This window comes from Mycobacterium persicum, assembly GCF_002086915.1.
GTDB classification, from domain to species: domain Bacteria; phylum Actinomycetota; class Actinomycetes; order Mycobacteriales; family Mycobacteriaceae; genus Mycobacterium; species Mycobacterium persicum.
In genome coordinates, this window is record NZ_MWQA01000001.1 from 1,579,131 (window position 1) to 1,590,663 (window position 11,533).

Genomic DNA, 11,533 nt, shown 5'->3' on the forward strand with positions numbered 1-11,533 from the left:
TCCAGTTAGTCACCCGCTGGCGCACCGCGCCAGCGGGTGACTAACGGCTCGCGTGGTGAGAACTGGGGTACAGTCCGCAATTTCGTGAAACCAGGCGGTAAGCGCCGACTTCGGCACCACTTCGGCCGACCGACCAACCCGCGACGGGCGAACGCCACCGATGGAAGGGGCGCCGAGTTAGCCGCCCCATTTTGCGGCTTCAGCCTGGTCCCGGGCCATCATCGCCATCGTGTTGGATTCGTGGGTACTTGCCATGGACTGATACGAGCGCACCAGATCCTCCAGAGCCTGGTTCCACCGCGCCTGCCACGCCTGGTAGGTCACGCCGGTATCACCCTGCCAGGCATTCGACAGCGCGGCCTGCTCGCCGGCGATATCAGCACCCATACTCTGCAGCGTTCCCGCATATCCCGACATATCACCGGCATGAGCCATCATCGCCGGGTAATTGTACAAAATTTGTGACATCACAAATCCCTTCTCAAGCTACTAGTGGTCGACTCAGGCACCGGTGTACGTCGATGCGGCAGCCGCATCGGCGGCGACATATGTGCCCGCGGCGTCGCTCAAATTAGCCTGTGCAATATCGAGCAACGTATTGACCCTACTGGCCGCCTCCATATAGCGGGCATGAGCGCCTTGAAATGCCAGCGCGGATTCACCCTGGTGAAATGCCTGTGCCGACATCGCCGACTGCTCAGCTTGGCTAATCGTGTGCCGCATCAAACCCGCCTTCGCCGCAAATGCCGACTGCGACGATACCAACTGCGGAATATGGGCGTCCAACAAACTCATACATTTCCTTTCGATTCGGTTCCTGCATACTTCGCCATTAGATCGCCGGGCCGAGACAGATCCTCACGCCGCCGCCACTGCTAAATTCATGTCCCAGGTCGCCGGCACCATTGGCATCCCGGCGCTATCACCGAATTCACCACCCATGGTGGCCAACCCTGACGCACGAGGAGCCGCCGACGCGGGAGCGGTGCCGGCGAACCCCATCGGTCCAGCTCCGCTATCCGAAATCCCGAGGTCGGGCGGGAACGGCTCACCCTTGTTGGGCGTGAAAAGCTCACCGTTGTTGAGGGTAACCCCCTGCCCATCGGCGGGCGTCACGAACTCACCCTTATTGGGTGTAAACACCTCGGTCTTGTCAGCTGGCACGATTTCGCCGTAATCCGGCGCAGCCGGGCCATCGACGGTCTCGGAAGTGTCATCGCTCAGCCGATCGATGGAATTGACATACGCAGGGATCCCGATTCCCAAGCCGGTCGCGAGCGGTACCGCGATAGCGGCGCCAACTCCTGCCAGCACTGCACCGCCGGCACCGAGCGGAATAACAATTCCCGCGGCGATCAGGGCGACCGCAATAATTTCCGGATAGAGGGCCAATAGCGTGATGATAGCTTCCGCTATCGCTTGTGCCGCCACCACAATGGCCTCGGCCAATACCCCCAGAACCGTAGCAAGGAATTCTCCCAGCAACAAGGCCCCAACGTAGAGCACCTCACCCACCACTTCCAGAATGCTTGCCAGCCCCTGAAAAAACGCCGTCAAGATCTCCTGGAACACGAGCAGGGCCTCTTGCACCCACATCCAGAGTTCGCTGAGGAAAGTTTCGAGTATTTCCGCTGCCACCAGCAGCGCCTCTTGCACCCACATCCACAATTCGTTGACGAACGTCGTCAGCACTTCTTCTAACAGGGTCGCGAACTTTTGCAGCCAGGCTAGGATTTCCAGCCACCACGGCGGTTCCGGCGGAGGAATCGGAGGTATATCGCCGAGGTGTCCGATTCCGGGGTCCTTGACCACCACTGGCGGCGGCGCGGTGTGGGGTACTGCGGCCAGGGCGGCGCCCGAAACTGTCGCATAGGTTCCCATTGCCGCGGCAGCCTGGATCCACATGCGCACATAGTCGGCGTCATTAAGGGCGATCGGGATGGTGTTGATTCCGAAGAAGTTGGTTGCGACCAACACTCCGTGAAGGATGTGGTTGGCCTGCAACTCGGCCAACGTCGGCATCGCCGCCACCGCGCTGACGTACCCGGCCGCCGCGAGTTCGAGTTGGGCCGCAGATTTCTGGCTGGCGACGCTGGCCTGGGTCAGCCACGCCAGATAAGGGAAATGTGCAGCCACATAGCTCTCGGCGCTGGGCCCCTGCCACGCCCCGGCCTGCACAGCAGCCAACTCAGCAGCCAGATCGGCTGCGACCGAACTATATTCGGCATCCAGCGAGTTCCATGCGGTCGCGGCCGCCAACAATGGGCCCGGCCCCGGCCCGCTGGCCAGCAATGCCGAATGCACCTCCGGCGGCGAAGCCATCCAGACCGGAGCCGTCATCACAGACCACTCGAAACGACGTAAGATGCCGCCGCGGCAGCATCACCAACCGCGTAACTAACACCAGACTCAGCAACACTGACCCCCGAACGGCCAAGCTCTTCAACTCCCTCGGCGGCGACCGCAACATGCTCGCCGCCCACCGCGCTGAACCCGGCCGCGGTCCCCAGCGACACCGGGTCCGCCGCCGGCGGTACCACCGCCGTGATCGCGGGTATCGCGGCAGCCTGCGCAGCAGCCAGCCGAGCCGTCAGCGCGTCCACCGCTGCACTTGCCGCCGTTAAACCCTCAGGAACCACTCGCAACATCAACCGCAACTCCTCAAGTAATCGACGAATCCGCTGAGCACCAGAGCGCGCATGCTCACAAACGTTGGGGCAAAACGCTTTTGAAGGACTGAGTGCACAAGCCCCGCGCCTGAAGAATTGTTCACCAGCTGCACGCGAGATTGACAGAGCTAAACCGTCCCGATCCACCCCCCAGCTTGTGGCAGAGCGCTCAGGCTGGTGGACGACGGCGACACCGGGTTGTGCGAAACGCCCATGCGGATGACTCGAGCAGTGGGCACAGTGCACCATTCGGACCGTTGACGGCGGGCAGTTAATAACCTCGGTTCACTAACCCGAGATCGCCCGCCGCCGGACGTGCCGGGGATCGAGCCGGCGGCTAGCCGCTCAGGTAGCGCCGCAACATGTCGACGGCCACCGTGATCTGGGCGGCCGGAACCCGCTCGTCGCGCCGGTGCGCCAGGTTGGGATCACCGGGACCGTAGTTGACCGCGGGGATGCCCAGCGCCGCAAAGCGCGACACATCGGTCCACCCATACTTCGCCCGGACCTGCCCACCGGCGGCTTCGACCAGTGCGTTAGCGGCCGGCTCCGACAGCCCGGGTAGGGCACCCGGCGCAGCGTCGGCCTGCTCGATCTGCACCCCGAGCCCGTCGAACACCTCGTGGACATGTTGCAGGGCCGCGGCCACCGACCGGTCAGGCGCGAAGCGGTAGTTCACCGTGACCGACGCGCGATCGGGAATCACGTTGCCGGCCACGCCACCGTCGACGCGCACCGCCGACAATCCCTCGCGGTAGATGCAACCGTCGATGTCGACACTGCGGGCCTGGTATCGCGCCAGCCGGTCCAGGACCGCGCCCAGTTTGTGAATTGCGTTGTCGCCCAACCAGGGACGCGCCGAATGGGCGCGGGTTCCGGTAGCGCTGATCACGACGCGCAGCGTGCCCTGGCAGCCGGCCTCGATATAGCCGGCGGTCGGCTCGCCGAGGATCGCCACGTCGGCCGACAACCAGTCCCGCAGCTCGCTTTCGATGCGGCCCAAACCGTTTGCCGCAGCCTCGATTTCCTCGCAGTCGTAGAACACCAGTGTCAGGTCGTGCACCGGATCGGCCACCGTGGCGGCCACATGGAGGAAAACCGCGTCGCCGGACTTCATGTCTGCGGCGCCGCAACCATACAGGTCGCCATTCTCGAGCCGGCTGGGCAGGTTGCCGGCAGGCGGCACGGTGTCGAGGTGTCCGGCCAACAGCACCCGTGACGGCCGGTCGCGGCTGGTGCGCGCCAGTACGGCGTTGCCGTTGCGAATGATCTCGAAGCCGGTTGTCTGGGCCCGCAGCGCGGCCTCCACCTCGTCGGCGATGCGGGCCTCGTCGCGAGACTCGCTGGGGATATCGACCAGGGCCGCGGTCAATGCGATTGGATCCCCGCGCAAATCCAGCACGCTCCCAGCCTAGAGCGCCGAGCAGACACACAATCGCACTCCCCACGTGCCCGGGATGCGATTCGGTGTCTGCTCGCGCCAGCAAGTAGCGTGTCGAGGCGTGACTGGAGCAGCAGGCATCGGCCTGGCGACCCTCGCCGCCGACGGATCGGTCCTCGACACCTGGTTCCCCGCACCGGAGCTGACGGAATCGGATAGCAGCGGAACCTCCCGGCTGGCGCTGTCCGACATTCCCCCCGAGCTGGTCGCGCTGGTCGGCCGCGACGACGACCGCGGCACCGAAGTCGTCGCGGTCCGCACCGTCATCGGCTCGCTGGACAAGGTCGCCGCCGACGCTTACGACGCCTACCTTCGACTCCATCTGCTGTCGCACCGATTGGTGGCGCCGCACGGGCTGAACGCCGGCGGCTTGTTCGGCGTGTTGACCAATGTGGTGTGGACCAATCGCGGACCATGCGCCATCGAGGGCTTCGAAGCGGTGCGGGCGCGGCTGCGCCGCCACGGACCGGTCACGGTCTACGGCGTCGACAAGTTCCCGAGGATGGTCGACTACGTCCTGCCCACCGGGGTGCGCATCGCCGACGCCGACCGGGTGCGGCTGGGCGCCCACCTGGCGCCGGGCACCACCGTGATGCACGAGGGCTTCGTCAACTACAACGCCGGAACCCTGGGCGCCTCAATGGTCGAGGGCCGCATCTCGGCGGGCGTGGTAGTGGGCGACGGCTCCGACATCGGCGGCGGGGCGTCGATCATGGGGACCCTGTCCGGCGGTGGCACTGAGGTCATTTCGATCGGCCGACGCTGCCTGCTCGGCGCCAACGCCGGGCTGGGCATCTCCTTGGGCGACGACTGCGTCGTCGAGGCCGGTCTCTACCTCACCGCCGGCACCAAGGTCACCTTGGCGGACGGCGCCGCGGTCAAGGCGCGCGAACTTTCCGGCCACAGCAACCTGATGTTCCGCCGCAATTCGGTGACCGGGGCCGTCGAGGTGGTGGCCCGCGACCGAGAAGGCATCACACTCAACGAGGATCTACACGCCAACTAACCCTCAAATAGGCGAGCCGAACGCGATGCCTGTCGTTTCCGGAAGCAGATAGGTGGAAAGCAGGCTGACCGCCACCAGGGCGGCCATCATCACGCCGACCGCCCAGCTGCCGTAGACGGCCACCAGGGTGCCGGCGACCAACGGCGGCGCCGCCCCCCCGGCGATGCCGGCGAGGTTGATCGACAAGGCGGTGCCGGTGTAGCGGTAGCGGGTGGCGAACAGTTCGGGGATCAGTGCGACGACAGGTCCGAAACCAGCCGCCGCGACGGCGTATATGCCCAGGATGGCGACCGCGAACCAGGTGCGATCGCCGGAATCGATCAGCGGCATCGCCAACAGCGACCACGGGAGACCCGCTGCCCACCCGATCAGCATGAGGCGCCGGCGCCCGAACCGGTCGCACAGCGCCGCCGTCGTCGACACGAACACGATGCAGGTCAGCCCGCCCAGCACCCCGACCAGCAGGATGAAGTCGCGGGAGTAGCCCAGCCGGGTTTGCGCGTAAGAGGGAAGATAGGTGCTGGCCAGATACAGGTCGCCGAAGACCGCGAGCACACAGCCCGCGGCCAGGACCAGTTCACGGCGCTGCCGGCGCAGGACTTCCGCTAACGGAGCGGGGCTACCGGTTGCTTTCCCAGCGTCAGTCCTGGCCATCTCGGTGGCGAAGACCGGGGTCTCGCTGATCTTCAAGCGCACAAACAAGGCGATGACGACCAGCACCGCGCTCAGCACGAACGGGATACGCCAGCCCCAATGCAGGAAAGCGGAGCTGTCTGCTCCGACGGTGTAGTTCACGACCAAGAAGGTGAGGCCGCTGAGCACCAGTGCGATGCCGCCGCCGATCGCGGTGAACATCCCGTAATAGCCGCGTTTGTGCGCGGGCGCCGACTCGGCACTCAACAGCGCCGATCCGGCCCATTCACCGCCGGCGGCGAAACCTTGCAGCAGGCGCAGCAGTATCAGGATCAGTGGGGCCAGCACCCCGATGGTGGCCGTCGCAGGAACAACGCCGACGGTGACCGTCGCCACGGCCATGATCAGCAACGTCGCGACCAGCGTCTTCTTACGGCCCAGCCGGTCCCCGAAATGTCCGAAAACCGCCGCACCGAGCGGTCGCGACAGAAACGCCGTGGCGAATGTCCCCATCGAGGCGACGGTGGCCATCGTAGGGCCGAGACCGGGGTAGAACACCGAGGGAAACACCAGCGCGGCCGCGGTGCCATAGATGTAGAAGTCGTAGTACTCGACCGCCGAGCCGACGACGCAGGCCAGCGCCACCCTTCCCATCGGCGTTGCCAGTTGGCGGGGCTCCCCTGTCCCGACGCTGGCCACTGCGCTGCTGGCCGTCTCCGCGGTTCCATACACGGCGATGACGATAAGCCACCATGTCGACCGGATTCCGTTCCAACGCCGTGAATTTACTGCCAACATGCTGAGCAATACCGAAGCATGCCGATGGTCACAAGCGCGCGGATCGGTACCGCGCCTGACGAAACCCGTTGTGCCCCAGGCTGAGCCTCGTTCGCTGTGCGACGATCATCACATTAAGCAACCATAGTTGACAATACGAGCGCGTGAGCCTACCGTCAAATTGTCAACCATGTATGACAGCCGGGCGCCGAGGTGGGCTCGATGACACGGCAACGGGTTGCCAGCAGACCCGGTTCATTCAGCGTCGACAACGCGGGCTTTTCGAGCCGAACAGCCTCATACCGAACCGAAGGGAGTTCGACATGTCAACCATTCGCACCTTGTCGGCGGGTGTCCTCTGCGCCCTTGGCCTTTCGCTCGCGGGGACGTTCGCCGGACCCGCAATAGCGTCGGCCGCCCCGGGGCAGCCTGGCGCGGGTCCGATGCATCCGGGCGGCGCTCCGATGAACTCAGTCGCGGGCCCGCTGCACCCGGGCCGGGGGCCGATGAACCCCGAGTCGGGTCCGATGCGCCCGGGCATGGCTCCGATGCACCCGGTGCCGCCGCCAACCCACCCGATCTACCACTACACCGATGACTTGACCCACCCGGTTTGGTCGGTCACCCATCCGTTCTGGGCACTCGTCCCCTGATCAACCCGCTGCTTTGCCCCCGGCACATCCCCCTCCCCCCGTGTGCCGGGGGCAAACCCCATTGATCGACCCGTCGCCCACACCGGCCCGGGCGGGCCGCACGGGCGACCGTTCAGCGCCTGATGTGGTGCACGACCACCCGCCCGCCGTCTTTCGGCAGGAAGCCGAGTCCACCCGCCCGAATCTTCTCCGGCGGTGCCGTGGTGGTTTCGATGATCAAGTGGCGCAAGATGGTTCGCAGCACCACGTCCATTTCCATCTTGGCGAACGCAGCCCCCGCACACCGCCGGGTTCCGCCCCCGAAGGGAACCCAGGCAAACGGCGACGGTTTCCCCTCGATGTAGCGTTGCGGATCAAAGCGATCGGGATCGGGGAACGTGGCAGCATCGGCGTGGCACCGTGAAATGCTGACGACGATGGAATAGCCCTCGGGAATGACGTACTCCCCCAACTCGAACGACGGTGCCCGCACCCGACGACCGGAGAAGTCGATCACCGACCTGGTGCGCTGGACCTCGTAAATCGCCGCATGGCGCAACTCGTTGTCGTCGGTGTCGGCCTCCTCGACGAGCGCCGACAACACCTCGGGCTGGCGGGTCAGCCGCTCGAACACCCAGGCCAAGGTGGTTGCGGTGGTCTCGTGGCCGGCGACCAGAAGCGTGAGCAGATCATCGCGGACGTCCTCTCGCGACATGGGTGAACCGTCGTCGTATGCGCTGCGCAGCAGCAGCGAGAGAATGTCGCCACGGTCCTGCGACTCCGAGCCCGCTTGGGCGCCCGATTGCGACTTGTCGATGATTCTGTCGATGATCGTGTCGTACTTGCCCCGCCATTCCGTCAGCCGGCCCCACGGGGTGTAGCGACCATAGGTCCGGGTCGGCAGGGGCAGCGTCGACAATCGTGAACCCCACTTCGCCCACGGCACGATGACTTGGCGCAGCTCGTCGAAGTCGTCTCCTTCGGCGCCGAACACGGCGCGCAAGATCACGTTGAGGGTGATGCGCTTCATCGCCGGCAGCGTCGGGAAGGCGGTGCCGTCGGGCCAGTCGGCGATTTCGCGCAGCGTCTCCTGCTCGACGATCCGCTCGTAATTCCTCATGTTGCTGGCGCGGAAGGGATGCGCCAGCAACTTTCGGCGCCTGCGGTGCTCGTCGCCGTCGAGCCCGAATACCGAACCCGGGCCCAACAGCCTGCTCAAGTTCGGCTGAATGGCGCCGAGTTCGTCTGTCGTGCTGGTGAATACCTTTTTGGCCAGCCTGGGGTCGGCCACGACGACCAGGCGTCCGAACACCGGGACATCGAGCCGAAACGCACCGCCGTAGCGACGTGCGAGCTGCTCGGTAGCCCACCGCCGCGCCGCGAAGAACGCCATGCCCTGCAAGCCCTTCGGGATTATCCGCGGTGGCGCCGGCGGCAATTTGGCCGTCGTGATCGCCGGGCCGGCGGGCCCGACCGGTTCACTCATGTCGGCCATACGAGACGGGCGACCGCGCGGCGGGAGGCTCTGAGGTCATGAACGAGGGATACCCGGCGGAATACGTCTAAAACAGTTGACAGCTTTATGAGTTTGCTATGCCGACAGCGGATCCCGGTTACTCGATCACCCCGCTGAGGTCGAACTCGGCCAGGGTGCGTGCCGCCAGCTTTCGCAATTGGGCCTTCGAGCAAACCTCATCGGCCTGGTAGGCGACGACGGTGATGCACATCTTGCCGCTGATCCGCACGAACACCAGCGACAGTTCGCCGTGGCGCTCGAGATGCTCCCGCGTGACCCGTTGGATCACACCACCGCCGAACGCGTATTCGGCTTCGGTTCCGTCTGGGCAGGCCGCCACGGCGGCCAGATCGCCGAGACTCGAACACGCCACGGGCAGGTCGTCGTAGCCGAACGCGGCTTCGGCCAGCCGTTTGAGCGCCCGCTTCGGGACGTAGGGCACCAGCGGGGTAAGCGGAAGCATCGGCGAGGCCACTTCCGGGGCTTCGCGCAAGGTGTTGAACACCCGCTTGATGGCCGCGCGGGTCTGCGACAAGTCGGTTGTCACCCGGCTCGGGTCGACACTCACGCTCACAAACGACAGCGTATTGGCCCGGGCGTCGTCTTCGGCGCGGTCGCTGAGCGGCACCTGCAGGGTGACCGTGCCGTCACCGGCACGCCGGCGCCCCATCCGCTCGCCGAGCTTGGCCGCCAAGCCGGCGGCCAGATGGTGACTGGTCCCGCCTAGGGCGTTGGCGCGCTCATCCCACTGATCCAGATCGACGTGGATGGCGATAGCCGGCACCACGACACGTTCGTCGCCGTAGCCGCTCCCGGCGGCGACGGGCCGCGACGGTGTCGACGCGGGCGGCTGCTCTTGGCGGCGGCGACGGGCCGCTCTCGCCGCGCCGGCAAGGGCCCGGCCAACCTCGGGCGCGCCGCGCACGGTTTGGCGGGCGTCCTGGGCCAGCGCCCGCAGCCGGGTGCGGGAATGCGGCGGCGGATAGCCGAGGTTGCGCGTCTTGCCAATGGCCGCCTCGGCGACCGCGAGGCCTATCCCCAGCCCGTCGATCAAGCAGTGCGACGCCACCAGACTGACCGCGGTCGAGCCGTCCATCAGCGGAAGGACGCCTAGGTGCCAGGCGGGCCCCCGCTCCGGATCGATCGGTTTCTGGGCTCGCTCGTCGATCCAGTCGCTGAGTTCACCGCGCGGACGCGGATGCTCGGCCACGTCCATCTCCGCCGGACCCCGGTCGCGGACCCATCGATCGCGGGCGAACGGCAGTGGTGAACGCTCGATGCGCCGCCCCAGCAATCCATGGCCGAGGTTGTGGTGGAAGCGTTTGAGTGCCTCGACGTTGACGGGATGTTCGTATACCCACGCGCACTGGACGACCGCGGCCCGATCCATGGCGCGCAGTAGCGCAAACATGGCTTGGTCCATGGACGACAGCTGATTGTCCGGCGGCACTTCGCCGATGGGTGCATTACCTTTCCGCAGCGTCTGCAGCGCGCGCGCCGGCCGTATCTGGACTGGCACTAGTCAGCCTCCGATCGATTGCACGTTGCGTCGCCGGGCAAACACCCGTGTCAACGGGTCAATGCCGGCGCCGCGCGCCGGCCTGACTTCCTTGCCGGCGATGGCCACCGGGATCCGGCGAACCCGGCATCAGACATTGGTCACGACGCGGTTGGCGACGGTGTTGGTGTGCTCGTTGATATAGAAGTGCCCGCCGTCGAAAAACGACAACGTGAATTTGCCGTCGGTGTGGTTGGCCCACCGGTGCAGCGACCCGGCATCGACGCGGTTGTCATGGCGGCCGCCGATGACGTGGATATCGGCGCGAATGCGCACGCCGTTGCTGCAGTCGTACCGGTTGAGCGCCTCGTAGTCGCATCGCGCCGCATTGGTCAGCAGCGCGGCGAACTCCTCGTCGGCCAACAACCGCGGGTCGGTACCACCCATGTTGGCAAGATCGGCCAGCAGTTCGGTGTCACTGGTCGGCAGCTCGGGCAAATCGGCGACCGCGGACGGCACCGGGCCGGCCGACACCCACAGCTTGCGCACCGCGATGCCGCGCTGTTCGGCGATCCGCGCGAACTCGAAAGCGACCACCGCGCCCATGCTGTGCCCGAATAGCCGCAGCGGCGCGGCGCGGTGCCAGGGTCCCGCCTGGAACAGCCCGCGGGCCAGGTCGTGGATATCTCTGGGCGCCGGATGGTTCAGCCGCTCGGCCCGCTGCGGGTACTGAACGATGAACGTGTCGCCACCGGCGGCCAGGGCCGCTGCCAGTTTCCGATAGCTGGCGGCCGCCGCTCCGGCGTGCGGAAATACCACGATAGCGCCGCGGTGAGGTTGTCGTTCCGGCCCCGGCACGCGCTTGATCCAGGGCGCGAATGTGGTTGACATGTCAGTCCTTTCATCGATCGTCAGTGAGTCAGTGGTGCCGTGTGGGGGCATCGCTTCGTGGCGGCCGGCTCTTCTCGACCGGGTCCTCCTGGTTGTCGGTGCGCTCTGGTGTGTTTGCGGGCGTCGCGTTCGCCTCGCGACGGCGCCGTCACGCGCGGGGTCGAGCGCCGCGGCGGCCCGGGCTGGATTCGTCGCGGGCCATCGGCGTCATCGGCTTCGACGCCTTTGAAGGCAGCCAGTGCGACCAACAGCACCGCCCCGGACCCAGTCCGCGCCAGGTGCTGCCCGCCGAGCCCCTCGAACACATCCACTGCGATTCCCTGCGCAGACGCAGTCAAAACTATGACGGGGGTAACGAAATAGTGGGCTCTGATGATCGGCTGCGACAGACCATCTCAGCGTCGGCCCGGTGTCGGCTCGGGTGTCGGCGAAAGTCATGACCAGGATGCGCGCCGCGATGGTGCGCACGT

At 66.1% G+C, this 11,533-nt stretch carries 11 protein-coding genes; 2 read left to right on the forward strand and 9 right to left on the reverse strand.

From position 1 onward, the window contains the following. Positions 1 to 177: 177 nt before the first annotated feature. The 5 genes from B4U45_RS07005 to dapE all read right to left on the reverse strand — a co-directional run bounded on the left by B4U45_RS07005 (position 178) and on the right by dapE (position 4,071). Positions 178 to 468 (reverse strand): WXG100 family type VII secretion target, encoded by a 291-nt coding sequence (locus B4U45_RS07005; protein ID WP_075545583.1) that lies wholly within the window; start codon positions 466 to 468, stop codon positions 178 to 180. Between the two features lie 33 nt (positions 469 to 501). After that, a complete protein-coding gene (esxG, locus tag B4U45_RS07010) occupies positions 502 to 795 on the reverse strand; it encodes a type VII secretion system protein EsxG (RefSeq protein WP_075545584.1) in 294 nt (97 codons plus the stop codon). Between the two features lie 63 nt (positions 796 to 858). Continuing rightward, positions 859 to 2,340 carry a PPE family protein gene (locus B4U45_RS07015; RefSeq protein ID WP_075545585.1) on the reverse strand — a complete coding sequence of 494 codons (1,482 nt, stop codon included), beginning with the start codon at positions 2,338 to 2,340 and terminating at the stop codon, positions 859 to 861. Beyond that, positions 2,340 to 2,651, reverse strand: coding sequence for a PE family protein (locus B4U45_RS07020; RefSeq protein WP_075545603.1), 312 nt, complete (start codon positions 2,649 to 2,651; stop codon positions 2,340 to 2,342). Before B4U45_RS07020 ends, B4U45_RS07015 begins: the two co-directional genes overlap by 1 nt. 355 nt (positions 2,652 to 3,006) lie before the next feature. Further along, the gene (gene dapE, locus B4U45_RS07025) at positions 3,007 to 4,071 is read right to left on the reverse strand and encodes a succinyl-diaminopimelate desuccinylase (RefSeq protein WP_075545586.1); all 1,065 of its coding nucleotides are present in this window, start codon (positions 4,069 to 4,071) and stop codon (positions 3,007 to 3,009) included. Between the two features lie 55 nt (positions 4,072 to 4,126). On the opposite strand from dapE, the gene dapD reads away from it, so the two are divergent. Then, on the forward strand, positions 4,127 to 5,116 hold the full coding sequence (gene dapD, locus B4U45_RS07030) for a 2,3,4,5-tetrahydropyridine-2,6-dicarboxylate N-succinyltransferase (protein WP_116671208.1): 990 nt from the start codon (positions 4,127 to 4,129) through the stop codon (positions 5,114 to 5,116). Between the two features lie 3 nt (positions 5,117 to 5,119). On the opposite strand, the gene B4U45_RS07035 is transcribed toward dapD, so the two are convergent. Then, the gene (locus B4U45_RS07035) at positions 5,120 to 6,403 is read right to left on the reverse strand and encodes an MFS transporter (protein WP_075545604.1); all 1,284 of its coding nucleotides are present in this window, start codon (positions 6,401 to 6,403) and stop codon (positions 5,120 to 5,122) included. 446 nt (positions 6,404 to 6,849) lie between these two features. Here B4U45_RS07035 and B4U45_RS07040 point away from each other — a divergent pair, with 446 nt between their 5' ends. Continuing rightward, entirely contained in the window at positions 6,850 to 7,179 is a 330-nt protein-coding gene (locus B4U45_RS07040) for a hypothetical protein (protein ID WP_131808251.1), read from the forward strand. A gap of 112 nt (positions 7,180 to 7,291) precedes the next feature. Here the strand turns inward: B4U45_RS07040 and B4U45_RS07045 are convergent, their stop codons facing one another. The 3 genes from B4U45_RS07045 to B4U45_RS07055 form a co-directional block, all read right to left on the reverse strand. Then, positions 7,292 to 8,644 carry a cytochrome P450 gene (locus B4U45_RS07045; RefSeq protein ID WP_075545605.1) on the reverse strand — a complete coding sequence of 451 codons (1,353 nt, stop codon included), beginning with the start codon at positions 8,642 to 8,644 and terminating at the stop codon, positions 7,292 to 7,294. Between the two features lie 127 nt (positions 8,645 to 8,771). After that, complete coding sequence (locus B4U45_RS07050) at positions 8,772 to 10,193, reverse strand: wax ester/triacylglycerol synthase domain-containing protein (RefSeq protein ID WP_075545589.1); 1,422 nt, start codon at positions 10,191 to 10,193, stop codon at positions 8,772 to 8,774. 129 nt (positions 10,194 to 10,322) lie between these two features. Then, complete coding sequence (locus tag B4U45_RS07055; protein ID WP_176216212.1) at positions 10,323 to 11,063, reverse strand: thioesterase II family protein; 741 nt, start codon at positions 11,061 to 11,063, stop codon at positions 10,323 to 10,325. Positions 11,064 to 11,533 lie beyond the last annotated feature (470 nt).

Excerpts from the sequence above, each read along its gene's own strand:
- B4U45_RS07040 (WP_131808251.1), top strand. The coding sequence starts at position 6,850 with ATGTCAACCATTCGCACCTTGTCGGCGGGTGTCCTCTGCGCCCTTGGC.
- B4U45_RS07015 (WP_075545585.1), bottom strand. The coding sequence starts at position 2,340 with ATGACGGCTCCGGTCTGGATGGCTTCGCCGCCGGAGGTGCATTCGGCA.
- dapD (WP_116671208.1), top strand. The coding sequence starts at position 4,127 with ATGCGATTCGGTGTCTGCTCGCGCCAGCAAGTAGCGTGTCGAGGCGTG.
- esxG (WP_075545584.1), bottom strand. The coding sequence starts at position 795 with ATGAGTTTGTTGGACGCCCATATTCCGCAGTTGGTATCGTCGCAGTCG.
- B4U45_RS07045 (WP_075545605.1), bottom strand. The coding sequence starts at position 8,644 with ATGAGTGAACCGGTCGGGCCCGCCGGCCCGGCGATCACGACGGCCAAA.
- B4U45_RS07055 (WP_176216212.1), bottom strand. The coding sequence starts at position 11,063 with ATGTCAACCACATTCGCGCCCTGGATCAAGCGCGTGCCGGGGCCGGAA.
- B4U45_RS07005 (WP_075545583.1), bottom strand. The coding sequence starts at position 468 with ATGTCACAAATTTTGTACAATTACCCGGCGATGATGGCTCATGCCGGT.
- B4U45_RS07035 (WP_075545604.1), bottom strand. The coding sequence starts at position 6,403 with ATGGGAAGGGTGGCGCTGGCCTGCGTCGTCGGCTCGGCGGTCGAGTAC.